Annotated in this window: 27 protein-coding genes; 6 read left to right on the plus strand and 21 right to left on the minus strand. The window is 41.4% G+C overall.

The window, feature by feature from the left end; genetic code table 11:
• Positions 1-40: 40 nt before the first annotated feature.
• The 6 genes from pfkA to dnaE form a co-directional block, all read right to left on the minus strand.
• Positions 41-1,000, minus strand: a complete 960-nt coding sequence (pfkA, locus tag QNI29_RS15835; protein ID WP_231417443.1) for a 6-phosphofructokinase — start codon at positions 998-1,000, stop codon at positions 41-43.
• Between the two features lie 452 nt (positions 1,001-1,452).
• Complete coding sequence (gene accA / locus QNI29_RS15840; protein ID WP_231417444.1) at positions 1,453-2,409, minus strand: acetyl-CoA carboxylase carboxyl transferase subunit alpha; 957 nt, start codon at positions 2,407-2,409, stop codon at positions 1,453-1,455.
• Positions 2,406-3,266, minus strand: a complete 861-nt coding sequence (accD, locus tag QNI29_RS15845; RefSeq protein ID WP_231417445.1) for an acetyl-CoA carboxylase, carboxyltransferase subunit beta — start codon at positions 3,264-3,266, stop codon at positions 2,406-2,408. The genes accA and accD overlap by 4 nt, the downstream gene beginning before the upstream one ends.
• Positions 3,267-3,354: 88 nt before the next feature.
• On the minus strand, positions 3,355-3,984 hold the full coding sequence (locus tag QNI29_RS15850) for a FadR/GntR family transcriptional regulator (protein WP_231417446.1): 630 nt from the start codon (positions 3,982-3,984) through the stop codon (positions 3,355-3,357).
• A gap of 57 nt (positions 3,985-4,041) precedes the next feature.
• Entirely contained in the window at positions 4,042-5,286 is a 1,245-nt protein-coding gene (locus QNI29_RS15855; protein WP_231417447.1) for an NADP-dependent malic enzyme, read from the minus strand.
• 457 nt (positions 5,287-5,743) lie between these two features.
• The gene (gene dnaE, locus QNI29_RS15860) at positions 5,744-9,076 is read right to left on the minus strand and encodes a DNA polymerase III subunit alpha (RefSeq protein ID WP_231417448.1); all 3,333 of its coding nucleotides are present in this window, start codon (positions 9,074-9,076) and stop codon (positions 5,744-5,746) included.
• Positions 9,077-9,216: 140 nt separating this feature from the next.
• Between dnaE and QNI29_RS15865 the strand changes: the two genes are divergently transcribed.
• From QNI29_RS15865 to QNI29_RS15875, 3 genes are all read left to right on the plus strand, one after another.
• Positions 9,217-9,549: a sporulation membrane protein YtrH gene (locus tag QNI29_RS15865; protein WP_231417449.1), complete on the plus strand. Its 333-nt coding sequence runs from the start codon at positions 9,217-9,219 to the stop codon at positions 9,547-9,549.
• Positions 9,549-10,067, plus strand: coding sequence for a sporulation membrane protein YtrI (ytrI, locus tag QNI29_RS15870; RefSeq protein WP_231417450.1), 519 nt, complete (start codon positions 9,549-9,551; stop codon positions 10,065-10,067). The genes QNI29_RS15865 and ytrI overlap by 1 nt, the downstream gene beginning before the upstream one ends.
• 101 nt (positions 10,068-10,168) lie before the next feature.
• Positions 10,169-10,390, plus strand: coding sequence for a YtzJ family protein (locus QNI29_RS15875; RefSeq protein ID WP_231417451.1), 222 nt, complete (start codon positions 10,169-10,171; stop codon positions 10,388-10,390).
• A 203-nt stretch (positions 10,391-10,593) separates the two neighbouring features.
• On the opposite strand, the gene QNI29_RS15880 is transcribed toward QNI29_RS15875, so the two are convergent.
• Complete coding sequence (locus tag QNI29_RS15880) at positions 10,594-11,544, minus strand: DHH family phosphoesterase (protein WP_231417452.1); 951 nt, start codon at positions 11,542-11,544, stop codon at positions 10,594-10,596.
• A gap of 129 nt (positions 11,545-11,673) precedes the next feature.
• Here QNI29_RS15880 and QNI29_RS15885 point away from each other — a divergent pair, with 129 nt between their 5' ends.
• Positions 11,674-11,967: a YtpI family protein gene (locus QNI29_RS15885; protein WP_231417453.1), complete on the plus strand. Its 294-nt coding sequence runs from the start codon at positions 11,674-11,676 to the stop codon at positions 11,965-11,967.
• Between the two features lie 49 nt (positions 11,968-12,016).
• Here QNI29_RS15885 and QNI29_RS15890 read toward each other — a convergent pair whose 3' ends face one another.
• The 10 genes from QNI29_RS15890 to QNI29_RS15935 form a co-directional block, all read right to left on the minus strand.
• On the minus strand, positions 12,017-13,330 hold the full coding sequence (locus tag QNI29_RS15890; RefSeq protein ID WP_231417454.1) for a CBS domain-containing protein: 1,314 nt from the start codon (positions 13,328-13,330) through the stop codon (positions 12,017-12,019).
• Positions 13,331-13,416: 86 nt separating this feature from the next.
• Entirely contained in the window at positions 13,417-13,653 is a 237-nt protein-coding gene (locus tag QNI29_RS15895) for a hypothetical protein (RefSeq protein ID WP_231417455.1), read from the minus strand.
• Positions 13,654-13,793: 140 nt separating this feature from the next.
• Entirely contained in the window at positions 13,794-14,474 is a 681-nt protein-coding gene (locus QNI29_RS15900) for a metal-dependent hydrolase (RefSeq protein ID WP_231417456.1), read from the minus strand.
• Between the two features lie 54 nt (positions 14,475-14,528).
• Complete coding sequence (locus QNI29_RS15905) at positions 14,529-16,064, minus strand: polyamine aminopropyltransferase (RefSeq protein WP_231417457.1); 1,536 nt, start codon at positions 16,062-16,064, stop codon at positions 14,529-14,531.
• A 121-nt stretch (positions 16,065-16,185) separates the two neighbouring features.
• On the minus strand, positions 16,186-16,581 hold the full coding sequence (locus QNI29_RS15910) for a DUF350 domain-containing protein (protein ID WP_231417458.1): 396 nt from the start codon (positions 16,579-16,581) through the stop codon (positions 16,186-16,188).
• 24 nt (positions 16,582-16,605) lie between these two features.
• A complete protein-coding gene (locus tag QNI29_RS15915; RefSeq protein ID WP_231417459.1) occupies positions 16,606-17,295 on the minus strand; it encodes a DUF4247 domain-containing protein in 690 nt (229 codons plus the stop codon).
• 80 nt (positions 17,296-17,375) lie between these two features.
• Entirely contained in the window at positions 17,376-18,044 is a 669-nt protein-coding gene (locus QNI29_RS15920) for a PspA/IM30 family protein (protein WP_231417460.1), read from the minus strand.
• A gap of 21 nt (positions 18,045-18,065) precedes the next feature.
• Positions 18,066-18,575: a DUF4178 domain-containing protein gene (locus QNI29_RS15925; RefSeq protein WP_231417461.1), complete on the minus strand. Its 510-nt coding sequence runs from the start codon at positions 18,573-18,575 to the stop codon at positions 18,066-18,068.
• A gap of 223 nt (positions 18,576-18,798) precedes the next feature.
• Positions 18,799-19,917 (minus strand): alanine dehydrogenase, encoded by a 1,119-nt coding sequence (gene ald, locus QNI29_RS15930; RefSeq protein ID WP_231417462.1) that lies wholly within the window; start codon positions 19,915-19,917, stop codon positions 18,799-18,801.
• Between the two features lie 163 nt (positions 19,918-20,080).
• Positions 20,081-20,848: an SDR family oxidoreductase gene (locus tag QNI29_RS15935; RefSeq protein WP_231417463.1), complete on the minus strand. Its 768-nt coding sequence runs from the start codon at positions 20,846-20,848 to the stop codon at positions 20,081-20,083.
• 78 nt (positions 20,849-20,926) lie between these two features.
• Here QNI29_RS15935 and QNI29_RS15940 point away from each other — a divergent pair, with 78 nt between their 5' ends.
• Positions 20,927-22,264, plus strand: a complete 1,338-nt coding sequence (locus tag QNI29_RS15940) for a purine-cytosine permease family protein (protein WP_231417464.1) — start codon at positions 20,927-20,929, stop codon at positions 22,262-22,264.
• A 24-nt stretch (positions 22,265-22,288) separates the two neighbouring features.
• Here the strand turns inward: QNI29_RS15940 and QNI29_RS15945 are convergent, their stop codons facing one another.
• A complete protein-coding gene (locus tag QNI29_RS15945; RefSeq protein ID WP_231417465.1) occupies positions 22,289-22,447 on the minus strand; it encodes a hypothetical protein in 159 nt (52 codons plus the stop codon).
• Between the two features lie 114 nt (positions 22,448-22,561).
• Here QNI29_RS15945 and QNI29_RS15950 point away from each other — a divergent pair, with 114 nt between their 5' ends.
• Positions 22,562-23,008 (plus strand): universal stress protein, encoded by a 447-nt coding sequence (locus QNI29_RS15950; RefSeq protein WP_231417466.1) that lies wholly within the window; start codon positions 22,562-22,564, stop codon positions 23,006-23,008.
• 73 nt (positions 23,009-23,081) lie between these two features.
• Here QNI29_RS15950 and QNI29_RS15955 read toward each other — a convergent pair whose 3' ends face one another.
• The 3 genes from QNI29_RS15955 to QNI29_RS15965 all read right to left on the minus strand — a co-directional run bounded on the left by QNI29_RS15955 (position 23,082) and on the right by QNI29_RS15965 (position 26,294).
• Positions 23,082-23,912, minus strand: coding sequence for an EcsC family protein (locus QNI29_RS15955; RefSeq protein WP_231417467.1), 831 nt, complete (start codon positions 23,910-23,912; stop codon positions 23,082-23,084).
• A 66-nt stretch (positions 23,913-23,978) separates the two neighbouring features.
• Positions 23,979-24,926, minus strand: a complete 948-nt coding sequence (locus tag QNI29_RS15960) for a hypothetical protein (RefSeq protein ID WP_231417468.1) — start codon at positions 24,924-24,926, stop codon at positions 23,979-23,981.
• Between the two features lie 177 nt (positions 24,927-25,103).
• Positions 25,104-26,294 (minus strand): acetate kinase, encoded by a 1,191-nt coding sequence (locus QNI29_RS15965; protein ID WP_231417469.1) that lies wholly within the window; start codon positions 26,292-26,294, stop codon positions 25,104-25,106.
• Between the last annotated feature and the right edge of the window lie 102 nt (positions 26,295-26,396).

Here is a 26,396-nt window from a genome sequence, read left to right on the forward strand (position 1 = left end):
TCATTCAAACTGAGATCGTTCCCACAGTCCTGAGGATAGTTTATATAGATAATTCCTGAGATAGCTTATACATGTCTAAGTCAAGTTCATGCTTCGTATTTAAAGCTTCAATAATGTCATGATCAACTAGTTTATTGTTCTGGATCCCAACCATACGTCCAGCTTTTCCTTCGATAAGAAGGTCCACAGCTTTAGCACCTAAACGACTAGCTAATACACGATCGTAAGCAGTTGGAGAACCACCACGTTGTGTGTGCCCAAGAACTGTTACTCTTGTTTCAAGGTCTGTTGCATCTTTAATGCGCTGTCCATAATCAAATCCTGAACCAACACCTTCTGCTACCAGGATAATACTATGTTTCTTGCCACGTTCATGGCCACGTTTTAAACGCTCGACAATATCCTCAAAGTTATCATTCACCTCTGGGATAATGATACTTTCAGCTCCATCTGCTAATCCAGCCCAAAGGGCGATGTCTCCAGCATCTCTTCCCATTACTTCAATCACATAAGTACGCTCATGTGAGGTTGCTGTATCACGAATTTTATCAATCGCCTCAATTACAGTGTTCAAGGCTGTATCAAAACCAATCGTAAAATCAGTAGCAGGAATATCATTATCAATGGTTCCAGGTACACCAATACATGGGTAACCAGCTTCTGTCAGCTTCTTAGCTCCCATAAATGAACCATCGCCACCGATTACAACTAAACCTTCGATGCCGTGTTTCTTTAACTGATCAATTCCCTTTTGACGGCCTTCTGGTGTTTTGAAATCATCACAGCGAGCGGTATAAAGCATCGTACCCCCACGTTGAATAATATCACCTACAGAACCTAGTTCCATTTTCTCGATGTTACCGTCAATTAAACCTTGGTATCCATAGTAAATTCCATAAACTTCGATACCGTGGTAGATGCTTTTACGAACGACTGAACGAATCGCAGCGTTCATTCCTGGCGCATCTCCTCCACTAGTTAACACACCTATTTTTTTCATTGCGATCACCTCGTTAAACGATCAATGTTTTTTTAAATCATTGAATGTAGTAAGTATGATTCATATATTGTCGAAACGTGTGTAGCTTTCTCCCTATTCAAAGATACTGCTAAACCTATCGTTTGACAACCATAAACCTATCTTGATTAAAAGTTTCAACAACAGGAATCTTCTGAAAACAGTATTCCCATATGTATCATATATCTAAAACCCTTTTTTAGATTAGATTAAATTAGGGCGGACTAATGATTGCTCCACGTTGTCACTCACAACAGCCAATGTTCTTTCGGACAAATGAGAAGTGAGTAGGCAAGAACTTACTTTACCATTCTTCGCGAATTTTGTCGATATTAGCTAATGAGAACTTTTTGGAATATGAAAAGGGGTGTCTATTCAAGCAAGATCGTAAGACCGTTACGCCTTTTCAGACACCCTCATCAAGCACAGAGAGATTACAATGTCGTATAATCTCCTATCTGCTTATATTTTTCCCATCTCTTCTCAAGTAATTCTTCATTAGATAAGAGAGTTAATTCTTCCAGGGACTGACTTAACACTTGGTCGATTTCAGCAGCTTGAGCCGCCACATCACGGTGTGCTCCACCTTTTAATTCAGGAATGATATCATCAATTACATTTAGCTTCTTCAAGTCGTAAGATGTAATCATCATCGTCTCAGCAGCTTTTTGTGCTAAGCCTGAATCCTTCCAAAGAAGAGCGGCTGCACCTTCAGGTGAAATAACAGAGTAAGTAGAGTTTTCAAGCATATGAATGCGATCTCCTACACCGAGTGCAAGAGCCCCTCCACTTCCTCCTTCACCGATTACAATACATATAACAGGTACAGTCAAACCAGCCATTTCCATCAGGTTACGGGCAATCGCTTCACTCTGACCTCGCTCTTCAGCAGCTTTCCCTGGATAAGCCCCTTTCGTATCAATGAAGCAAATAATAGGACGATTAAATTTCTCCGCTTGCTTCATATGACGTAAAGCTTTCCGATATCCTTCTGGATGAGGCATACCGAAATTTCGTCGAATGTTTTCTTTCGTATCTTTACCACGCTGGTGCCCAATAACCGTGACAGGCTGACCTTTATATTTCGCAACGCCTGCGACGATCGCTTCATCATCTCCGTATAAACGATCTCCATGAAACTCTAAGAAATGAGTAAACAATTCATGTACATAGTCAAGCGTTGTAGGACGTTCAGCGTGGCGAGCCATCTGCACACGGTCCCATGGTTTCATATTTCCGTAGACGTCTTCTTCAAGTTTTACTAAACGTTGCTCTAAGGTTTCGATCTCAGAAGTTAAATCCATATCACTCTCAGCAGTGAATGTCTTCAATTCTGCAATCTTTTCTCTCAGTTCCATAACGGGCTTCTCAAATTCTAATACCTGTTTCACGATGATTGTGCACCTCCTTCATGGATATCTAGTAGAGTTGTTAAGATTTCTTTCATATCGTGACGTGGGATCACTTGGTCCAAATGACCATGCTTTAATAGGAACTCAGCTGTTTGGAAGTCTTCTGGCAATTCTTCGCGAATGGTTTGTTCTATAATTCTTCGTCCCGCGAAGCCAATCAAAGCTCCTGGTTCTGCAAAATTATAATCTCCAATGGAAGCAAAACTTGCCGAAACACCACCTGTAGTAGGATGGGTCATAACTGAAATCATAAGCCCACCTGCATCACTAAAGCGTTGGATAGCTACAGAAGTTTTTGTCATTTGCATAAGGCTAAGAACACCCTCTTGCATACGAGCTCCACCACTGGCTGTGAATATAATAAACGGAATTTGTTGTTCTCGTGCCTTTTCTACAGCGCGAGCAATTTTCTCGCCGACAACAGACCCCATACTCCCCATACGAAAACGAGAGTCCATAACAGCGAAGGCCGTTTCTAAGCCATCCATTTTTCCTTTACCAGTTACAACCGCTTCATTTAAACCTGTCTTCTCGCGGTCTTTTTCAACTTTCTCAAGATAGCCTGGAAAGCCTAGCGGGTTCTCCGTAACAATATTTTGATCCCATTCTTCGAAAGTATGTTCATCAAATAGACTATCAATACGTTCTCTCGCTGTCATTTGGTGATGGAAAGAACAGTTTGGGCAGACATTTAAGTTCTTTTTTAATTCTTTACGGTAAAAGATTTTATGACAATTAGGACATTTTTGCATTAATCCTTCGGGAATCTCTTGCTTTGCTTCTTCCCGAGGTATGGATGCGTATTTTTTCTTCTTGCTAAAAAAATCTTTAAGCAAGGTGATTCCTCCTTTAGGACATATAAAGCCTGTCTACCTTTTCACTTTAACGAATGTTTTTAAAAAGTGTTGTAGAATTTTGTCTTGATCATTTCGACAATTTCTCCTGATAGAGTTGAGCACAGAGCGTTTCTATCCGTTTGTCGTCCTTGGTTTGAAGGGCATCAATAAGTGCTTTATATAACTCTATATCGTAAACGGGTTTGTGGAATGTACGTGAAAACTCTTCCATTAAGCGCCATATTTTTAGCAATAGCTGGTTTTCCCCAACATCAAAGATTGTGTAAAAAAAGTCATAATGAAACGTATCAGAGCCGCTTTCAAATAACCGTATATGCTCTTCTAATGTTTGATAATCTTGCTCTTGTAAATGATGCATAGCGATTTTAGAAGCTTCCTTCTCAATAAGCTGTTTCGTAGACTTTAAATTCTCTTTCGTTTTCGCTTCTTGAAGTATAAAAGCAGACAAGATCTCAACCATATGGTAAGGGCGATAAGAACTTAAAAAAGTTCCTTCTCCCCTCCTCGTTTCAATTAAACCTAAAAGTTCCATCGCGCGTAGAGCTTCTCGAACTGAAGAGCGACCAGCACTCAATTGTTCAGAAAGCTCACGCTCTGATGGAAGCTTATCTCCTGGAGAGAGTTTATTTAAATCGATTAAGCGTCTGATTTCCTTCAATACCTCTTCGTATACTTTAGATTTAGATGGTATTGTCACGGATCAGGCTCACTCCTTTGGTCATAATCCTATATCAGATTACGTTTACTACCAAACCTATTCGTTATCTTCATCAATTAACGCTAGTTGACGGGTTTTCTCTGCAACCTCTTCCGGATCAACTTGATGACGGGCCACGCCGGATTCCATAGCGGCTTTGGCGACAGCAGCCGCAACAGCAGGGGCGACACGTGAGTCGAACGGGGCAGGGATAACATAATCGGCGTGTAGCTCTTCTTCACTAACCAGAGAAGCAATCGCTTCTGCCGCAGCAATCTTCATTTTTTCATTAATTCTAGTAGCTCGTACATCTAGAGCACCACGGAAGATTCCAGGGAAGGCTAACACGTTGTTCACCTGGTTTGGGAAATCAGAACGACCTGTTCCAATTACACTTGCCCCTGCATTCTTCGCATCTTCTGGCATAATCTCCGGTTCTGGGTTAGCCATGGCAAAGATAATTGGATCATCATTCATATTCTCAACCATTTCCTTGGAAAGTAATCCTCCAACAGATACCCCAACGAAAACATCTGCGCCCTCCATGACATCAGAAAGCTCGCCTTCAATACGGTCTTTATTTGTCATCTTCGCAATCTCATCTTTCACGTCGTTCATTCCATAGCTGCGACCTTCAAAGATAGCCCCTTTTGAGTCACACATGATAATGTCACGAACACCGAAATGATAAAGTAGCTTAATAATCGCAATACCGGCTGCACCAGCCCCATTAGCCACAACCTTAATGTCGGACCACTTCTTGCCAGATAGCTTTAATGCGTTCATTAAACCAGCGACCGTTACAATGGCTGTACCATGTTGATCATCATGGAAAATCGGGATATTCGTTTCTTTCTTAAGACGTTCTTCTATAAGGAAACAGTTTGGAGCAGCGATATCCTCAAGATTCACTCCACCGAACGTAGGCTCCATTAATTTAACAGTCTGCACAATTTGATCCACATCATTCGTGCCTAGGCAAATTGGGAATGCATCAACACCTGCGAAACTCTTAAATAAAGCCGCCTTTCCTTCCATAACTGGTAAAGACGCTTCTGCACCAATGTTCCCTAAACCAAGAACAGCAGAACCATCACTCACAACAGCTACCATGTTCCCTTTCATCGTATAATCATAGACAGCTTCTTTATGATCATAGATTTCCTTACAAGGCTCAGCTACCCCTGGAGAATAAGCTAAACTTAAATCATTTTTATTTTTAACAGGAACCTTTGAATGCGTCGCAAGTTTCCCTTTATGAACACGGTGCATATGAAGTGCCTCTTCACGTAAATTCGTCACCAAAACCCGCTCCTTTTTTGTAAAAAACGTATTGTAAAAACCTTCACAAAGTGGTCTGACCACTAACCTACTTCATTATAACAAATGACCAATCTGTGTAAAGTAGAAAAGCGCAAGGGGCTTGGTCAGGGGCTAGACACGAAAAGCGCAGGCAGCCCAAAGAGGAAGTTCGACTAAGACCGCCACGTCGTGTGGCAACGTCGAACGACCCCACCTCCTGTGGGGCCGCATAAGCAAGATGATGCAAGTTCGCGTAGCGGACTGGAATCAGCTTGCTTATGACGCTAGGGGCTAGGAGCCGGAGCTAGACACGAAAAGCGCAAGGGGCTTGGTCAGGGGCGTACGGATAAGCAAACTGCCGAAAGTGACGCTAGTCACTGCAGGTAGTTTGCTTATCACGCTAGCCCCTAGCCCCTGGAGCTAGACACGAAAAGCGCAAGGGGAACAAAATCAGCCCCTATTTCAACACCACATTCTCTTTCCCCAGTTCGCCTTCTAACAGTTTAATGGCTTCATGTTTCGGATCAATGGCATACGAGATTCCTAATTGATACGTTTCTTTTCGAATGGGGTAGTGCACAATAACAGGTACTTTCCCTGGATATTGAGTCGTAATCTCCTTCACCTTTTTAAGGGTTGAATCCTGATCATCTTGTATTTTTAAAAACAATCTGCGAGATTCCGTAGAGGAAGACTGCAGTTCTTCTTCTTGAAAGGGACCAATCTTCTCAAGAATCCACTGAAGCTTTCCATTGCGCTCTTCCATTCTTCCCTCTATAAAAATAAGGAGTTCTTCGTCAATCCATTGCCGCACCTCGCGAAACAGATCAGGGAAAACGACCGCTTCCATTTCTGTTTGCTCATCACCTAGAGTGAGGAAAGCCATTGGATCTCCTCTTTTCGTGCGAATTGTCTTAAGCTGTTGAACAACTACACTTGATTTCAAGCTTTTCTTCCGAGCAGCCTGGCTCGCTTCACGTAGAGATAAAAAACCATTCTCTCTTAATTGCTCACGGTAGGAAGCAAGAGGGTGTGAAGAGATATAGACTCCGAGAACCTCACGTTCCATGCTGAGTTGTTTCATTTTTGAAAAAGGTTCCACCTCAACATAGTTAGCTCCTAGTTCAATCTCTTCCATGAAAAAGGATTCCTGCTCATTTGTTTCACTAAACAGCTCCCCTTGTTCCATCGCATGATCAAGGCTTGCTAATAAGGATGCTCTGTTAGGGTTTGATTCATCGAAACACCCAGCCAATATAAGAGACTCCATTACAGGCCGGTTTACAACGGAAAGGGAAACACGCCTGCAAAAATCGAATAAATGATTGAACAGTTTAGCTTTACGGGTCTGTAGAATCTCTCTTAATGCATTCTTCCCTACCCCTTTAATACTTCCAAGCCCTATCCGGATAGCCCCTCGTTCAACAGTATACCTTCCAAAACTACGGTTAATCGAAGGAGGCAAAACCTTTACAGACAAATCCCTTGCTTCGTTTATATATGATTGAATCCGATCGGTTGAAACAGAACTCATTAACTCTGCCATGAAATACGCCGGATAATGGGCTTTCAAATAAGCTAACTGGTAGGAAATGATGCTATAAGCCACAGCATGGCTTCGGTTGAAACCGTAGTTCGAGAAGCGAACAATCCATTGAAACATTTCTTCTGCTACATCCTTTGAATAGCCGTTTGAACGGCATCCATTGATGAACGCATCTTTTTGTTCTACTATAGCTTGTTCTTTCTTCTTACTGACTGCCCTTCGAAGAATATCTGCTTGTCCTAAAGAGAACCCAGCCATCTTATGCGCAATTTGCATAATCTGCTCCTGATAAATGAGTACTCCATAGGTCTTATGCAAGATCGGATGCAAGTCAGGGTGAGGATAGTTCACTTCCTCACTTCCATTCTTTCTATTAATATAGGTCTGAATAAACTCCATTGGTCCAGGTCGATACAGGGCGTTAACTGCTACAATATCTTCAAAATGAGTTGGCTCAAGGCGCTCTAACACATCACGCATACCTTTTGATTCTAACTGGAAAACTCCCGTTGTCTTCCCGTTTCGAAGGAGAGAAAATGTTGCTGGGTCCGAATATGTATCAAACGTAATCTGACTCGATTCCTTCTTCTTAATTGTATCGGTCATCCGTTCGATAAGACTTAAATTACGAAGCCCCAAGAAATCCATTTTCAACAATCCGATAGCTTCTAGCTCATTCATAGCAAACTGCGTAAGGGGAACGCCATTATGACCACTTGTTAACGGTACATTCTTCATAAGTGGCTCTTGACTAATGACAACTCCGGCTGCGTGAGTAGATGCATGACGAGGCAACCCTTCAAGCCTTGTAGCAATCCTGAATAACCGCTTCATTTGGTCCGACCCTTGTATATATTCCTTTAACTCTGGCGTTTCCTGCACGATTTCTACAATAGACCCTGGTGATTGCTGAGGAATAAACTTCATTAAATAGGCTGCTTCTTGTTGGTCAATCCCCATTGCTTTAATAAGCTCTCGAATGGCAGACCGCGGTCCGAATGTCCCGAAGGTAATAATTTGGGCAACATGCTCCGTACCATACTTCTCTGCTACATATTGAATGACTTCATCGCGACGAACATCAGAGAAATCAATATCGATATCTGGCATTGTTACACGATCAGGATTTAAGAAGCGCTCAAATAGCAATTCATACTCAATCGGATCTACGTCCGTGATGTACAACAAATAAGCTACAAGAGACCCGGCAGCTGAACCCCTCCCAGGTCCTGTCATAATCCTCTCTTTTCGCGCATACGCCATGAAATCCCATACGATTAAGAAGTAATCGCTAAACTGCATCGCTTCAATAACCTTAAGTTCATAATCAAGGCGTTCTCTAACTTCTTCTGAAGGATTTCCATAGCGACGCTGCAACCCTTCTTCACATAGAGATCGCAAATATTGATCAGACGTTCCCTCTATCGGAACGGGATAGCTTGGTAGCATTCTTCGATCAAAGTTTAAAGTCACATCGCACTGATTGGCTATATCAACCGTTTGGCTTAGAAGTTCAGGCCTCCATTCCCCAAACAAGTTAAACATGTCCAAAGAAGACCTAAAATGGTGATGCTTCTGATTTGTATCAGGCTGTCCATCCCATTTGGTGTTTGAACGGATGGATTGCAGGCAATCATACGCATAGACATCTTCTTCATTTAAATACCATACGTCCTGCAAGGCAACCATGGGAGTCCCATCAGGCATCACTTCATCGAGAGCTACATGAAGATGTCGCTCTTCCTCTAAACCATGATCCTCTATACCTATATAGAAATCACTCTCACCAAAATATCCTTTCCAATCTTGTAACCCTTCTAACAGTTGCTGGTCTTCATTTCGTAGAATGAACGGGTGGAGGGAGGAATTATATAAAGGCAAAATACCGATGCAATCTTGAGTATATCCTCGTAGATCTTCTCTATCTATACCAGCTTGTTCCCGTAACTGAAGATAACTACTTAACTCCACTAACTTCTCATAACCGTGGTTCGATTTAGCAAGCAACACCAGCTCTTCTGAGAGATCTCCGTTAAATACACGGACGGTGATCCCCATAATCGGCTTGATGCCATATTTATGGCATGTTTGATAAAAGGATACCGCCCCGTACATGACACCCTCATCGGTGAGCGCCAGGGAGGTGAACCCTCGTTCTTTTGCGGTGGCCACTAATTTTTCAATTGTATTTGTACTTCTCATCAGACTATATCCACTACGAACCTGTAGATGAACAAAATCCATATTAACTACCGCCTCATGGTCAAATTCTTCTATTCATTATAGCGCATCCTCCTAGTGAAACGAAACGATGGCATACTAAGACATTCTATCCCATACATTTACTATAAGGCAGGTTGTACCATCCTGAAGGGGAGGATTGTATGGAAGAACGTTTCTTTGCAGCGATTTTTCAGTATTACTTCATTGCACTCGGGGTGATGATCGGGGGAACCTTAATCGGCACCATTGGAGCATTCGCTACAGGGGAAGCCCCTTTTACGTATATGAATCGTTTAGCCAAAAGTCTTCGGATTTGGGCCATCGTAGCGGCTATTGGAGGTACGTTTGATGCGATAACAAACTTTGAAAAGGGATTTTATGATGGGTCTACCATTGATATATTTAAGCAAATTATTTTAATTCTTTCAGCTATGGGCGGTGTACAAACGGCTTTGCTCATTATTGAATGGCTTATACAAGAGGAGGTATCCTAATGCACATTCCTCCTCTTTATAAGAAGACAAGCTGGCAACGATTTTTTGCAGGAGTGTTCATAGGAGCCATATTAGCTTTTGCAGTATTTTTATTTATGTATGGGACCCTTATAGAGCAACGAATAGAAGAAAATGTACGATTACAAAGTGAACTTACGACTCTAGAAGACAATTATGAGATCTTGAATAAAGATAAGGAAGAACTGAATGAACAGCAAAAGAAATCCATTTCTGTTCAAAGTATCGAAATTGCTTTTTTAAATGAAAAAAAACTACTTTCTGAGCACAAATTAGACCGTCTTAGCGTATACAAATTAAGGGATATGGTAAGAAAGCAGCTCCCTGACATTATCGGGCAAAATATTGAATCTTTATCAGAGAATACGAGTTTAATTTACTCATCCATAGAAAACAGAAGTTATAAGGTAGATGATTTCACCTATGAAGTTAAAGTGGAACGTCTGGTTATCGCTCCTAATTTTAAAGTGAGTTTAACGATCGACTTCGTCAAAAAGTAATGAACAATTTGTGAAAAATTCTGAAATCTATAGTCCTACTGCCCGAAATTTTATACAATAAAGATAGAAACACATCATGACTAAATAAAGGGGTGAGGAACATGTTTATCATGAACCGAAAGCGTATGGTGGAAGATAAGCTGGAACAATTGAATAAAGGTCAAACAGCCTATGCCGAGTCAAGAGAACTCATTCGTTTAGTGAAGCGCGAGATCGAAAACCAACAAATTCCTGTTTTTACAGATGAAACAGAAAGTGGTTGTTGGTTTATCCCTCAGAAAAATTCGCCAGCACCCTCCGATGAACAACTAGCACAAATGTAGCCCTGACCCATCTAGATCTCAAGCTATTATGCCACACTTAAAGAAAGCCCATAACTGAGCAATCAGCACCCCAAAAGAAATGGGCGTGCTTTTTTGTTTTCTCTTAAAGGTAACGGAATGTCCCCCGTCCCTACCTAACAGCGGGTTAAACACAAAAAAGGCCCGGAGGTTATTCCTCTAGACCTTTTCCGTTTCATAGAATGCTAATTATTCTTATACTGGATGCAAACTGTATTCAAGTCAGCAGCTACCTTTTCTGTATCAGCCCACGTTTTCACAGAAGCACCAGAGGCCATTGGGTGGCCGCCCCCGTTATATTTCGCTGCAATTTCATTCACAACCGGTCCTTTCGAGCGTAACCGAACTCGAATCTGGTCTTCTTCCTCCACAAAGATCGCCCAGGCTAAGACTCCTTCAACATCCCCTAATGTTCCTACGACAGCTGATGTTTGAAGGGGTGTTACGTTGTATTCATTCAGGATATCCTGAGTGATTTTAACCGTGCTAAGTCCTGACTCTTCAACCGTAAAGTTTTGCAGAATATACCCTTTCAGCCTGGCAATTTCATGTTCAGTGTTATAAAGCTGATCATATAAAGCAGGGCGGTTAAAGTTATACGTAACAAGTTCAGCTGCATAGCTAAACGTTTTTCCTGTCGCGCTTGGGAACAAGAATCGTCCGGTATCTCCAACAATCCCTGCGTATATTAAGCGAGCCGCTTCATCCGTCATTTCCAAGCCATTTTCTTTAAAGGAAACATAAAACTCATAAATTAATTCAGAGGTAGAGCTAGCCTCAGTATCCACCCAACGAACGTCTCCATACGGATCCACGTTTGGATGATGGTCAATTTTAATAATTTTCTCTGCATTTGTATAACGCTGATCGTCTACTCTGGCTTGGTTCGCTGTATCGCATACGATAACAAGCGCACCCTCAAACACATCATCCTCAATAGCGTCCATTGAAGTGAGAAACGTAAGAGATGGATCCTCGTCCCCTACAAGATACACATTCTTCTCAGGGAAAGTAGCACGAATAATTTCCCCAAGACCCCCTTGCGAACCAAGGGCATCCGGATCAGGGCGTACGTGGCGATGCAGAATGATTGTTTGATATTGTTGAATCAATTGAAATACTTCGGCTTTGCTCATAAACAGAACTCCTTTTTTAATTTCTCTTATGTACTATTTAATCATACCAGTCCAAAAACGGGTAGCATAACACGATCAATATCGTTACAATAAGAATAGTCTTACATTTTTGGTGAAAGGTCGATTCAAATGGTCATTATCCCGATTATTATCGTGCTTTCTTTAGCAATGTACTTATTCTACAAAGTACAAATCCTTCGTTTGGGCGAAGATCCATTAAAACAAGTGTACACCAATTCAAAAGCACGGATGGCTCTAGGATTATTTATGCTTTCCATTTCAATTAACGTCTATCTCGTCTATCAGACGCGACTAGCTCTTTACATTACCATTCTGTTTATTGCTTTAGGTGGTGCCCAACTTGTCTATGGCTACAAAACCACCCGTTTTTACGGGAAGCAACTTAAAGAACGAAGCGCATAACCTGAAGTACCCGCCACCCTTTTCACACGAAAGAGTTCGGGTACTTTTTTTAGCGATCAATTAATTGAGCCATGAGCATCGCTTTGCCAACTAAGACTTTCTCATTAAACACTTCTACGTCCACCTTAGCAAACTTCCTTCCAACCTCTAACACACGAGGCTTGATCCCAAGCGTACTATCTAGTTGTACGGGCTTAATAAAGTAAATCGATAAATTTTCTACAACAAGATCTCCCTTTTTGTAGTGGTGAAGCAGTCGGCTTCCTGCATCAACAACAAGAGAAGTAAACACGCCATATGAGAGTGTCCCTAATTGGTTGGTCATTTGTGGTGTAACACGTGTTTCATAGACCGTTTGATCAAAGGCATCTGCCGTTTCTTGCAACTGACTTGTGACTAGGTCATCAATCGTCTCCCCGACTTGTGGTTGTCGTTGCAATTGTTGGAGCGCCTTCAATACATCCTGGCGCGAAATGATTCCTTTGAACTTATGATAAGCATCCACAACAGGCATAATCTCAATGCCTTCCCAAACCATCATATGAGCGGCATTCGCAAGTGACGTTTTCGTTTGCACCGTCATCGGTTGTTTCGTCATAACCCTTTCAATTAAAAGGCTTGGTTCTTTTCCAATTACGTCTTTTGAAGTCACCATACCGACTACACGCAACTGGCCGTCAATGACAGGGTAGCGACTGTGCATGGTCTTTTCATTGAAATCATGCCATCTGCTAACTGGATCATCCGGATGGAGGTAATAAGAGCTCTCAAACGGTGTGTAGATATCATCGACCAACACAATTTCCTTCTTGATCAACTGGTCATATATCGCACGATTAATCATCGTTGCCACTGTAAACGAGTCATAACTCGTCGAAATGATTGGGAGTTGTTTCTCATCGGCAAGACGCTTCACATGTTCCTCTGTATCAAAGCCCCCTGTGATCAGAACAGCAGCCCCTTCTTTTAGCGCTAACTCATGTGCATTTGTCCGGTTACCTACTATCAGTAAAGATCCAGCTTCGGTATAACGCATCATGGCTTCTAATTTCATTGCTCCAATGACGAACTTGCTTAGTGTCTTATATAAACCTTCTCTTCCCCCAAGCACTTGGCCATCTACGATGTTGATAATCTCAGCAAATGTAAGTCGCTCGATATTTTCTTTCTTCTTCCGTTCAATTCGAATCGTCCCCACACGTTCAATTGTGCTCACAAGACCCTGATTCTCAGCTTCTTTAATGGCCCTGTAAGCCGTTCCTTCACTTACTTCTAAGGCTTTAGCAATTCCTCTGACAGAGATCTTGGTTCCGATCGATAAAGAATCGATATGGTTCAATATTTGTTCATGCTTCGTTGCCACTCTTATTCACCATGCTTTCCGAACTATACAAACTGTACTAGTCTTTTTCCTTCTTAGTGTTATTATACAGATGAACAAAGTCGGCTTCAATTTTTACCAAGAGAAAACTCTTTTTCTTTTGTAGATTCCTCTTCTTCATATTCGACTTGAACCGGCAATTTCAATAAGATAGCCAGGTTTGCTCCCATCACCATAAATAAAAAAACAAGCCAAGTCATCCAAAAGAAAGAGCCGATCGTATGATTCTGTACCTGTACGGAAGGCCATGCTACATAAAACAGAAAGCACGCTAATAGTAACCTTAATAATGCATGTTGACGCAATACATTCTCCTCCTCTATTGTTCTTGTCCTCATTATATGAAACGAATGGGAGGAAGATGTAACGGTGGGCAGAACTTGAAAACAAAAAGAGCTTACGTCCTCATGAGGACGTAAGCTCTTATCTTCTCACCTATTACAATCTAAAGAGTGAGGGACTCACCCACTTGCATCACTTTTCCAGCTCCACCTTTTATTCCTTCAGCGAAAGCTTCACCGTCTTGTTCTATGAGCGGGAACGTATTGTAGTGAACAGGCACAACGTGTTTAGCTTGTAACCATTCAGCAGCTAGCGTTGCATCTTCTGGCCCCATCGTAAAGTTGTCTCCTATTGGCAAGAATGCTAAATCAATGGAGTTTCGTTCACCGATTAGTTTCATGTCACTGAATAACCCGGTATCCCCTGCATGGAAAATGGTTTTTCCTTCATAAGTAAACAAGATTCCAGTTGGCATGCCCGTGTAAACGATCGTGCCATCTTCCTCCGTGTAAGAAGAACCATGAAAAGCTTGTGTAAACTTAACGGTTCCAAAATCAAACGTGTGCTCCCCTCCAATGTACATTGGATGAGTGTTTAATCCTTTATTTCCTAAATACGTAGCAAGTTCAAATGGAGCCACTACAAACGAGTCATTTCTCTTCGCAATATCAACCGTATCTCCAACGTGGTCATTATGACCATGAGTTAATAAGATTACATCTGCCTTAACCGTACTAGCGTCAAGATCACAGTTTCCATTCTCAGAAATATAAGGATCAATTAGAATCGTGTTTTCATTGGTTTCGATTTTAACAACTGAATGTCCATGATACGATACTTTCACAGAAATCTCTCCTTTTTATCGATTAAAATTAGCTTCACTATTGTCTTTACCCGTTTAATAGTTTTTCCATGCTTGTTCATACTTTTCAATTAAATGAGGATCGATTAACGTATTCGGTTTGATCTCCGCACCATCTATATCTCGATCTTCATCTTTACCGAATGCAGCAAGAGCCGGAAGCATCTCTTGATTTAAATACCTTGTAGGGACGTCAATAGTGAGCTCATCCATCTTTATCGGTGAGCGGCTTGCTAGTACGAATCCCCAATTCCCAAAGCTCGGAACATCCGTATGCAGGTTCTTTATATGTAAACCAGTTGAAGCGATTGTCTCAGAGATCGTCCAATACACGTCCGTAGCGAAAACGGGACTAGTTGCTTGCACCATTAAAGCCCCATCTGGGTTGAGATGATTTCGAATAAGAGAATAAAACTCCCATGTATATAGTTTATTCAAGCTCTCATTATTAGGGTCAGGAAGATCCGCAATGACGACATCATATGTTTCAGATGTATGTTCTAAATACTCAAAAGCATCTCGGTTTAATATGCTTACCCGTTCATCACTTAAGGCATTTTCATTTAATTGCAGTAAGTGGAAATTCGTTTGGGCAAGCTCTGTCATTCTGGGGTCAAGGTCTACGACTGTAATGCTCTGTATATCCTCGTATTTAAGTATTTCCCGAACCGCTAGTCCATCTCCTCCCCCTAAGAGTAAGATATTCTGATGGGAAGAAGCTTTCGCCATCACAGGATGAACGAGCGTTTCATGATAACGATGTTCGTCCGCTGCACTAAATTGCAAGGCGCCGTTTAGGTATAATCTTGTATCACCTTGTTCTTTTGTGATGACAATCCGTTGATAAGCCGTTTCTTCCATATGTATGATAGGGTCCTTATAAAGCTTTTGTTCAAATGAAAAAGCCATTTCTTCGCCAAACAACACACCACTAATCAAGAGCAGCCCAATCAATATGCCTGCTGATAGATGGGTTTTTAAATGGGCGACCTCGTTTCGAAATAACCACAGAATAAAAAGGGCTACAGAAAGATTAATGACTCCCACAATAAATGCACTCTTCACCATTCCCATTTGCGGCCTTAAATAAAAGGCAAATAAGAGGCCTCCAATTAGGCCGCCGGCATAATCAGAGAACAACACTCGCGCGGTGGACCGGTTAAGTTCTACCCCTAAATCGTTCGCCTTTCGGATTAATATAGGGAGCTCTACTCCTGTTAAAGCACCGATACTAAAGGTGACGGTATATAAAAATAACGCTTCAGAACCTGATGGAGCAAACGCCGTGATCCCGAACATAAGGAAACTTGAAAAGCCGCCAATTAAAGCTACTGCGAATTCCACTCTAATAAAAGCAGAGATTAAATCTTTCATGATTCGCTCACTAACAGAAGCCCCAATTCCCATTCCTGTCAAAAAGAGCGAAATGGTTAACGTATATTGTTTCACGCCATCCCCGAGTATGTATGAACCAAGGGCACCGAATAGAACTTCAAATATGATTCCACAGATCGATACAATGCCCGATGCCCAATAAATGAGTTTACTTTGTCTTACCGCTTCAGCTTTCATATCTCTCCCTCCTTTCACTTTCATAAATTTTAGTTATTTCCTGTATCACCTGTACCGGAAATTCTCCAAAGACGACCGTATAAAAACCCTTCACCCTACAAGAGAGCAAAGGGTTTAATATTTACGTTATAGAGGCGCCAATTACAAATGCAAGCCCTATAGAAACGCCCATTGTTACAATCCCTACAGCTACATTATTTTCTTGAAGCTGTTTTTCAACGGAGAAGCGGCGCGTCATCACTTCAAAAAGTAAATACGCAATCATTTGTAACACCACACCATAAGCTCCCCATATTAACGTGTCCATCAATTGTAAAGAGTGATAAATGGCAAAGGATAAAATAATACAGATCCCAATGATTTTCCCTGCGATTGAAAGGGCTATTGCCGTATTTCCTTTCTTAATTTCTTCCCAGTCCTTATAACGACTTGTTAAGTTCTCAAATATAATGAGTCCAATAAAAACAACTACAATCGCCACTACAAAATAGTAAAACGTCCATAAGAATGGCTCCATCTATAATCACCTTTCTTTCCTTTTTTATTTCCCTGTACCTGGTCCTCCACCTCGGCCGCTAGAACCCCTTAAGCTTCCAGTTGAACCTGAGCGATATTTACTATTCGAGTACCCACCATAGCAACCACTACTAGCACAGATCTTCTTACGTTTTTTGCCCCAATCATCCACATCTAGAACTTCGTCTAAAAACCATAACGCTAAGTATCCATTGAAAAAGTTAGGACTATAATTATCCCGAACAAATTTATCGCTTGCTACTTCTATGAACACAGCATCCTTGTCTTGTTCACTTTCTTTGAATGTGACGAACAGATTTGGATAGACTACAATTTTCTTCCCCTCTTTCAGTTCGCTTTCTCTTTTAGGAGGAAATGCATCCGTTAACGTTTCCGACAATTCTTGAATAGAAAAACGCTGTGTCACATAGATACGAGCTTCCTGATTTGCGTTTGACCCTTCAACAACATCCAGGAGGGGAAAGACCGAGCGAATAAGTTCCTCAGGTGAGGTATTTTTCTTGTTATTCAATTGCTCAACCATTTCGTCTTTAGGAGGTTCTTCCGGAAATGTATAGGTTCGCGATCCGGACATCCCACTTTTTGAATCGCCCATCCCTTCATCAAATGAGGAAGATTGAAACTCCTGAAGCCCTTGACTACATCCAGTTAAGGTTAAGACGGAAAGAATGACTACTATAAAAACGCCCCTCATTCTTTACTCACCTCCTTATCTAAACTTTTACTGCAAAGGAAAGGCCAGCTTCGTGTAGAAGCTGGCCGTAAAGCAACTCCTTATTCTTTCCCTAACTTTTTCTTTAACTCCGCCAACTCATCGTCCACACTATCTTTTTCCAACTCTTCAAATTCATCATCTAAAGAACGCGATTCACTTGAAAGGTCTTCGCTTGTTTCAGCTTCAGCTTCATATTTTAGAACCTTTTCTTCCATACGCTCAAACCCACGTTTTGATTCATCACTTGAGATACCAGACATTGTACGGTTCATTTTTGTTCGTGTTTTAGCAGACTCTGCCCGCGCTTTTAAAGAGTCTTTCTTCAGCTTCATTTCCTGGTATTCTTTCTTCATTTCATCTAACTTCTGGCGTAATGATTCTGAATCTGTTCGCGCTCTTTCCCATGATTCTTTAAGGGATTCCGATTGCTCTTGTTGATTTTTCTTATCTTGTAAAGCTCGCTTCGCTAAATCTTCATTTCCAGCTTCAATGGCTTTCTCGGCTTGTTCCTGACGTTTATCTACTAATGCTTGTGCATCATCATACTTTCGCTTAAGCATTTTTTCATTTGCAATTTGTTTTGCAACTGCACTTTCAGCCTCACGAATGTCCTTCTCCATATCTCTCATGAATTGATCTAACATCTTCACCGGATCTTCTGCTTTATCAAGCATCGCATTTAATTCAGAGTTAACGACTGTGCCTACACGCTTAAATAATTTAAACATACAAGAATATCCTCCTTCTCATTATGAACCTGCAAGTATTTTGATCTCATATTCTTCAACCGATTCCCCAAGACTGACTTCTGTTTCTGTTCCCCATGTTTCAACACTTATAAATTGCTCATCTTCAGAATCAGCATAATCAGCGTAATGAGTGACACGACCATCGATGTTCTTGCTTCTACCTTCACCCGTTACCTTTGCTTTTCCTTCTTCCTCTAGATGATACGTCTGACCTTCATAGTTAAGTTCAGAAGGGAAAGGTTCTTCAACAGGTAACGAGATGGTTTTATACACACCTAACTCTAGTTCATCGTCCATCTCTGCAGAAAGCCATATCGTGTTCCTTCCTTCAAGCAATTGATAGGCATACCATTCATAGGAGCCATCCTTATAAGTGATTTTACCTACTACCTCGTAGTCCGCTAAGTCATAAGTGACAATGTCCCCCACCTTAATTGTCAGGGGGGTCCTTGCTTTTACTTCATTCTCATTAGGTTTTGATTTTGAAAACCATTTTGAAAATATCCCCAAAACTTTATCACCTCGCCTCTTAGATTGAACCCTGTATATCCTTTCTACGGATGTAACAGAAATAGGTTTCGTTTTTTATCCATATAACTTAACATACGCTTTTTGTTCCGATTGCAAACCCCTAAGGGCCTTATAACGCAAAAAAATCGTCACACTCACTGCCACTTTAGCTTTGGTATACGATAGGACAGGCTTACTAAGCCTGTCCTTTGCTCGTTATATTCTATTCGTCTAATAAGGAATGTGCATCGCAATACTCTAGATTGTGTGCTTCTGCTACAGCTTTATAGGTAACAAAACCTTCGAGCGTATTAATCCCCTTTAATAAGGCTTCATTATCAAGGCAAGCCTTTTTATACCCTTTATTCGCCAGCTGTAGAGCATATGGGACCGTAACATTCGTTAAACCGATTGTAGAAGTACGTGGAACGGCTCCAGGCATATTGGCCACAGCATAATGTAAGACACCGTGTTTTTCGTAGGTTGGATTGTCATGCGTTGTAATTCGATCAGTAGTCTCAAAAATCCCTCCCTGATCAATCGCTACATCAACGATTACAGACCCATCCATCATATCTTTGACCATATCCTCAGTCACAAGCTTCGGCGCTTTTGCTCCCGGTATGAGCACAGCCCCAATCACCAAATCAGTCGTGCGCAACTCTCTGGCTATGTTTAAAGGGTTAGACATAATGGTGTTAATGGAAGAGCCGAAAATGTCATCAAGTTCCCTCAATCTCTCAGGACTAAGATCAATAATCGTAACATCTGCTCCAAGCCCCATAGCAATCTTGGCAGCATTTGTCCCGACTACGCCTCCTCCAATAATGGTGACTTTCCCTCTTCTGACGCCGGGAATACCTCCAAGAAGAATGCCCATTCCTCCCTTAGACTTTTCAAGGAATTGAGCCCCAATTTGGGATGCCATCCGACCCGCTACTTCACTCATAGGCGTCAAGAGAGGTAACGTTCCATTTTGAGCTTGTACGGTTTCATAGGCGATCGCAACCACTTTCTGATTGATTAAGGCTTCAGTTAATTCAGGTTCAGGAGCTAAATGTAAATATGTAAAGAGGATTAATCCTTCGTGGAAATGATTGAACTCTTCTTTAAGAGGCTCTTTTACTTTCATCACCATCTCTTGCGACCAAGCTTCAGAAGCTGTTTGCACAAGCTCTGCTCCAGCCTCAACGTACTCCTCATCCTGAAAGCCAGAACCGATCCCCGCTCCCATTTCAACTACAATTTCATGCCCTGCATTTTTTAATGACATAACTCCAGCAGGCGTCATCGCCACTCGATTTTCGTTATTCTTAATTTCCTTAGGTATGCCAATTCTCATTCTTTTCCCTCCTTGATCTTGTATGAGGCCATAATCGAAACTACTAACATATTTTTGTAAGCCCTTTCATTGTAACAAAATTATTCAGGTAAGCTCTAGCGTTTTACTGAGCGAATATTAAATCGTCCCTATTCCTATTCGTATAGGAACAGGAACGTGTAGATTATTTGAATTGCCGATTTTTATGAATAACGTCGACCCCGCCGGTTACTTCCATAATGGTTCCTGTAATCATGTCTGCGTTTTCGTCACTTAAAAACAAAATAGACCTAGCAATATCTCCACCCGTGCCCGATCTACCTACAGGAGTTTTTGGATCTGGTGTATCTTTCCCTGTTTCAATCGAAGCTTCTTTTAAGTCCCCTTCAATCTTACCAGGACACACCATATTGGAAGTGATTCCATATTCAGCTTCTTCATATGCAATCGACTTTGTCAAAGATACTAGTCCGGTTTTCGCCGCTGCAAATGCAGCACGGTAAACCCAGCCTGGTGATTGACTTGCATCTTGGAAGCCGTAGTTAATAATTCGTCCATACCGTTGTTTTCTCATAATCGGAATAACAGCTTTCAATAAATAGAAGACTGCGTCTAAATTTCCACGGATCATGGTATTCCATTCATCATCGGTATAATCCATTAACTTCTTACGTTCGAATATATATGGACCTGCATTATTTACTAACACATCAACACGCCCATACTTTTCAACTGCTTCATTTACAAGCTTCTTAATATCCCCTTGATTTGTAACATCGACCTGAACGAAATGAATTCGATCTTTTTTAGAAGGATACTTCTCCACTAGCTCCTCTACTTTCTGACGATCCTTTCGATACGTAATCGTCACGGAAAAACCAGCCTCTAAAAATTCTTCTGTAACTTTTCTTCCTAATCCTTTTGCTCCTGCTGTAATAATGGCGTGCCGCATATACTGGTACCTCCTTTTGTATTTACAATTTGTTCCGTATATATGTACAATTGATGTGCTAAGAGAGGAAGTGACGGTATGAATCAAGCTGCTACGTCAGCAAAGCAATCTTTCGTAGAGAAAATTGGGTTAGATGCGGTGCCCGTTTCCGAACGAACAACACCCTGGTATCAATATGCCATCATTCAAATTGCCATATCGGCTAATGCCGGGAATTTTCTTATTCCTGCTCTAGCGGTTATGAAGGGAAACTTATCATTTCTTGCAGCTGTAATCGCTACGAGTATCGGTGCAATTGCAGGTTTTATATTTGTGTCCTTATTATCATATCCTGGTTCTCTTTATGGAATCCCATCTCAATACGCAATCCGGACAATGCTTGGGGGAAAAGGTGCTAGATACATCTCTTCTCCTATTCGAAGTCTCACATCGCTCTACTGGTTCAGCGTCCAGACCATTGGAGGAACTTATGTACTCCAACAACTCATTGTACGAATGACGGGAAAAGAATATCCATTTTTAATGTTCTCTCTTCCCTTGTCCATCATCATGGTGATCTTGGCTATTGTTGGGTTTGGAGCTGTTAAGAAAGCAACTTCTTACTTTCTGCCCTTATTGTTGGTTGGAGAAGGGGTAATGGTTTACTTATACTTTACTACAAATCAAGCATCCAGTTCACTTGTTACGCTCTCCCCACACGAGGGACACGGTAGCCTTAGCATGATGATCTTTTTCGCCAGTTTAGCTTTCGTTCAGTATGTATCCGGGGTTAGCGCTTCAGCGGATATGACACGATACGCTAAAAGTCCAAAGCAAGGAGCACTTGGATTATGGATCGGAAACAGTATAGGATTTCTGATTACAGCTACAATCGGTTGTAGCTCAGCTGTGTTATTTAATGAGCTAAATCCTTATGTATCAGCAAGCAATGCTACGAGCTCTCCTTTATTGCTCGGGATTATTACGCTAACAGCCATGATCTCGATGGTCTCCATTAATATTAGCAACGCCTATACAGGAGGGTACAGCCTCCTAAATACATTCTCTAGACTATCAAGGATAACAAGTGCTGTGATCTTCGGGTTGCTCGGAGTAGCGTTAAGTTCTTTTCCCACTTTAGTTAGTGAAGCCGAGCAATTCATCTCCATTCTCGGCGGACTGATCATTCCGATTTCGGCTGTTATAGTGGTGGATTTCTTAGTTATTAAAAAGGGAGTCCTAAGCCCTCAATCCTTACAGACGATCCAAAAAGAGCAGCGTTTTTTAAAGCTTCCCTTTTTATTTGTGGTATTTGGAAGTATTCTGTATTTCCTTCTTCCAGACTCTTTCTCTCCAGGATTTATTACGTTTGTAGTAGTCGGGATTGGTTACGGAATTATAGCAAGCATAAGAAACCCTCATCCTGAGTTCGTGTAAGACTCAGGATGAGGGTAGCTTTTTTTATCGAGGTTTAATCCCTTTTAGTTGTTCGCGCTCACGTTGAGCATTTTCATCGATATAGCCACTTTGATAGCTGTCACGAAGTTGACTTGCTACCATGTTTTCCCCTTCAGCATCGTAAGTTAAACCTAATTTATTCTTCTTGTCTTTGCTTTTCATGAAAACACCTCCACACTTGTAGTATGTCACAGTTTCGCCTCATTCCTCCCTACACCTTTTACCAATTGAAGGCGCTTTCGTGTTATAATTAAGGAAAGAAGGGAGAGATGTGTTATGTCTTTCGAATACCAACGAATTGTCGTTGCCGTTGATGGTTCTGATGCATCTGAGTTTGCTTTTGAGAAAGCTGTTGAGATTGCTAAGCGTAATAACGCAACGTTATTTCTTTCTCACGTCGTGGATACGCGCGCTTTCGCTACGGTTGAAGCTTATGACCGTTCACTTGCCATCCGAGCTGAAGAGTACGCAACAGAAATCCTGACTAAATACGAAAATCACGCTAAAGAACAAGGTGTACAATCTGTCATCGTAGACGTTGAATACGGATCTCCCAAAGTAAAAATCGCTAAGGAAGTCGCTCCAAAATTTAATGCGGATTTAATTATTTGCGGGGCCACAGGATTAAATACGGTCGAACGCTTTTTTATCGGAAGTGTTTCTGAGCATATTACGCGCTATGCAAGCTGTGATGTTCTTGTTGTTCGTCCGCAAAAGGACTGAATTTTCCTCTAAATACTACCCATAAGATCACAAAAAGGATTAATAAAAAAAGCCCAGACTTAAGTCTGGGCTTTTATGATGGGATCGTTTGTTGTGTAATATGGCGGTATTGATAAAAGCGGAGCGCGAAAGCTGTAACTTGTTTGGTCAACTGGTAATTTGCATTCGCACCAATGGCCATACTTACAAGCGGAAGTCCCTGGATCATTTTCTTCCTGAACATAAGGATAAACAATGACTTCATACCCTGCTTCATAGGTTGTTCTAACCATCTCTCATTCGTGAGTTTTTCATCCCCTTCATAAATAAACGGAGAAGTGTCATGAGATAGCTCCATCTTAAGCTCTTCCCATGCCTCTTTCTGTAGTCTCTTTGGAAGTGTTGCAGCGTGAAACACCTTCAATGACAGCATCATTTCATATGGGTGGTTGATCTCATATCCGAATGTCAAGCCAATTAATTGGACAGCACGCACATTCATAACCATCATGAGCGGAAAATCAATGCCCAACAACAACCATCCCCCAGCACCCGTTAATCCTCCTTGAGCAAAAGAATAAAGCTTGCCTTTGGCAATCTGTTGGTGAGCTAAATACGTTAACTGATCAATGGGGAGCTTCCTCATATCTTCTAAGTATTCAATATCAGAACGAAAAATCCGGCCACTCGTAAGAATTCGTTGTCTAGCCTCCGTTTGAAAAGCTGATCCTTGAATATAAGCATGTGTATGAAATAACCATTGATCAAACTGATGAAAAAAAGTCTTTTTGGCCTTAGGATTCACATTGCGAAACGATCGTTTCATCCACTGGTCATAAATCGCTGTGAAGTCAGTAGCTTGATAATCTTCCCATTGCTTCTCCCAATTCCGAATATCCCTCATTACCCGTTCATCGCTCATCATCCCACCCCTTATCCGTAGCATTCCTTCTCTCTTATTTTAGCTTTACTTTAAGAAAATTGCGAATGTTTATAATATGGGAGAAAGATAATACTCTCTACCTTTGTGCTCGCGTTGGCTCTTTACTTTTACTGACGTTAATAAATTATACGAGTTACGAGGAGAATCAATCATTAAAAACTCCTGACACTCCTTATTAGAAATCGTATCCTTATATAATAGCTGATATTCATACAAGGCTGTTTGATGTGCATTATTTGAACGAAACAAGCACCAGGGACACTGCCATATCTGAGGATAGCGCTTCATAGGCAAAGCCCTGCAATCTGGGCAATGAACACCTTTCAACACTTCGCTTTCAGAGATGTTAAAGACCTCAAGTACATTTAGTTTTGAAGAAACATGACTATTCTTGAATAAATCACAGAGGGAAATCAAAGAAGCTTCAGGAAGAGTAGGAGGGGAAAAATAGTGGAGATCTCTTAGTTGAGCAAGAAGTTGATCAAAATCACAAACTGGAACATCGGAATCTTCTGTTATTAGAAAAGTTTCTGCTTCTGTATATGTTACAAAAGCATTGATTGGAACAGCCGTAATGGAATGTTGAGCCAACCATCGTTCCAAACGAATTTTTAGTGTAGCTACATGACTAGAAGGATTAGGAATCCTTTCGGGGAAGCTTCTTCTATGAGCAATAAACTGATTCCATTTCCATGTAACTTCTCCTTCGACTTGTAGAACATCAACAATGGCAATAAACGACTTTGCTACAATCAGAGTATTAAGAGACAGGACGCCCCAATCGTCTTCAAGCTGAAGGTCATGAAACAAATTCAATCCTTCGTCGTTTAACAAGTGTAAGACGTTGTCTATGTCTACATTCCTCCGGTAGTTTCCTTTCACCTTTTCGATTTCTTCCGTAATAGCCCCTAATTGGGAATGACACGGGTCAATCCGTCTCCTTAAGGCTTCGAGCTGTTTTAACTCTAAAGGTAATAATCGTTTCTTCTGCATCATAAACTCAACTCCTTTCATTGCCTAACTATTCTCCAGCAACTCTCACCACCCCTTTTTTCTTCTCAAAAATGAATTTCTCCCCTTGTGCCACCAAGCATTTCAGTATTTTTAAACCTCATAACAATCCGACATAAAAAAACCTTCCCTGACGACAAGTCAGGGAAGGTTGGATAAACTCTATTGAGTTAAACGAACAGTGTCACGCGCGATGACAACTTCTTCGTTCGTTGGGATAACCATTACTTTAACTGGAGAGTGAGGGTAGCTAATGAATGCTTCATCACCCTGAATCCCTTTGTTAAGAGTTGGATCCCAATAGACGCCCATGAACTCTAATCCTTTAAGAACACGTTCACGAACAGGTGCAGAGTTTTCGCCTACGCCAGCTGTGAATACGATAGCGTCTACGCCATGCATACGAGCTGCGTAAGAACCAATATATTTGTGGATACGCGCAGCGAATACTTCAAGTGCTAATTCCGCACGCTCATCACCCTGGTCTGCTTTCTCAATGATGTCGCGGATATCACTAGAAGAACCAGAAAGAGCCAGCATACCACTTTCTTTGTTTAGAACACGGATAACTTCTTCAGCCGTTTTCCCTGTTTTATCCATGATATATGGAATAAGTGCAGGGTCAATGTTACCTGAACGAGTACCCATCGTTACACCAGCAAGTGGTGTGAAGCCCATTGAAGTGTCGACAGACTTGCCGCCTTCAATTGCAGCAATGGAAGCACCGTTACCAATGTGGCAAGAAAGGATACGAAGTTGCTCAATTGGACGATTTAACTTTTCAGCCGCACGTTCTGAAACGAATTTGTGTGAAGTACCATGGAAACCATACTTACGAATTCCATACTCTTCATAATACTCATACGGAAGGCTGTAAAGATAAGATTGTTCCGGCATGGTTTGGTGGAATGCCGTATCAAATACAACAACCGCTGGTACGTTTGGAAGCACTTCTTGGAATGCACGAATTCCTGTAAGATTCGCTGGATTATGAAGAGGAGCTAATTCAGAAACTGCCTCAATTTCTTGAATCACTTCTTCCGTCACAACAGCTGAATCTGCGAAGCGCTCTCCGCCGTGTACAACGCGGTGACCAATTCCATCAATCTCATCAAGAGATTGAATAACCCCTGTTGATGTAAGCTTGTCTACTAACAGCTGTACAGCAACTTCGTGATTTGGAATATCTGTAACGGTTTTATCTTTCTCGCCATTAAATTCAATTTTGAAAACAGCGTCATCTAAACCAATACGTTCAACAAGACCTTTTGTTACAACTTCCTCAGCAGGCATCTCAATTAGTTGGAACTTTAGAGAAGAACTACCTGCATTAATTGATAAAATCTTTGACATTAATTTCATCCCCTTAATACTCTAGGTTCATGATTACCATTTCCCATTTAACCACCCGCCATCATGCATTTCAAGACAATTCAGCAATTGGAAACGGTTTCT

It is taken from the genome of Pontibacillus chungwhensis (genome assembly GCF_030166655.1).
GTDB lineage: Bacteria > Bacillota > Bacilli > Bacillales > BH030062 > Pontibacillus.

Bases quoted from the DNA above. Each gene is read 5' to 3' on its own strand.
- pfkA (WP_231417443.1), bottom strand. From the start codon at position 1,000: ATGAAAAAAATAGGTGTGTTAACTAGTGGAGGAGATGCGCCAGGAATG.
- dnaE (WP_231417448.1), bottom strand. From the start codon at position 9,076: ATGGATTTTGTTCATCTACAGGTTCGTAGTGGATATAGTCTGATGAGA.
- QNI29_RS15865 (WP_231417449.1), top strand. From the start codon at position 9,217: ATGGAAGAACGTTTCTTTGCAGCGATTTTTCAGTATTACTTCATTGCA.
- ytrI (WP_231417450.1), top strand. From the start codon at position 9,549: ATGCACATTCCTCCTCTTTATAAGAAGACAAGCTGGCAACGATTTTTT.
- QNI29_RS15875 (WP_231417451.1), top strand. From the start codon at position 10,169: ATGTTTATCATGAACCGAAAGCGTATGGTGGAAGATAAGCTGGAACAA.
- QNI29_RS15880 (WP_231417452.1), bottom strand. From the start codon at position 11,544: ATGAGCAAAGCCGAAGTATTTCAATTGATTCAACAATATCAAACAATC.
- QNI29_RS15885 (WP_231417453.1), top strand. From the start codon at position 11,674: ATGGTCATTATCCCGATTATTATCGTGCTTTCTTTAGCAATGTACTTA.
- QNI29_RS15905 (WP_231417457.1), bottom strand. From the start codon at position 16,064: ATGAAAGCTGAAGCGGTAAGACAAAGTAAACTCATTTATTGGGCATCG.
- QNI29_RS15910 (WP_231417458.1), bottom strand. From the start codon at position 16,581: ATGGAGCCATTCTTATGGACGTTTTACTATTTTGTAGTGGCGATTGTA.
- QNI29_RS15915 (WP_231417459.1), bottom strand. From the start codon at position 17,295: ATGAGGGGCGTTTTTATAGTAGTCATTCTTTCCGTCTTAACCTTAACT.
- QNI29_RS15920 (WP_231417460.1), bottom strand. From the start codon at position 18,044: ATGTTTAAATTATTTAAGCGTGTAGGCACAGTCGTTAACTCTGAATTA.
- ald (WP_231417462.1), bottom strand. From the start codon at position 19,917: ATGAGAATTGGCATACCTAAGGAAATTAAGAATAACGAAAATCGAGTG.
- QNI29_RS15935 (WP_231417463.1), bottom strand. From the start codon at position 20,848: ATGCGGCACGCCATTATTACAGCAGGAGCAAAAGGATTAGGAAGAAAA.
- QNI29_RS15940 (WP_231417464.1), top strand. From the start codon at position 20,927: ATGAATCAAGCTGCTACGTCAGCAAAGCAATCTTTCGTAGAGAAAATT.
- QNI29_RS15945 (WP_231417465.1), bottom strand. From the start codon at position 22,447: ATGAAAAGCAAAGACAAGAAGAATAAATTAGGTTTAACTTACGATGCT.
- QNI29_RS15950 (WP_231417466.1), top strand. From the start codon at position 22,562: ATGTCTTTCGAATACCAACGAATTGTCGTTGCCGTTGATGGTTCTGAT.
- QNI29_RS15955 (WP_231417467.1), bottom strand. From the start codon at position 23,912: ATGATGAGCGATGAACGGGTAATGAGGGATATTCGGAATTGGGAGAAG.
- QNI29_RS15960 (WP_231417468.1), bottom strand. From the start codon at position 24,926: ATGATGCAGAAGAAACGATTATTACCTTTAGAGTTAAAACAGCTCGAA.
- QNI29_RS15965 (WP_231417469.1), bottom strand. From the start codon at position 26,294: ATGTCAAAGATTTTATCAATTAATGCAGGTAGTTCTTCTCTAAAGTTC.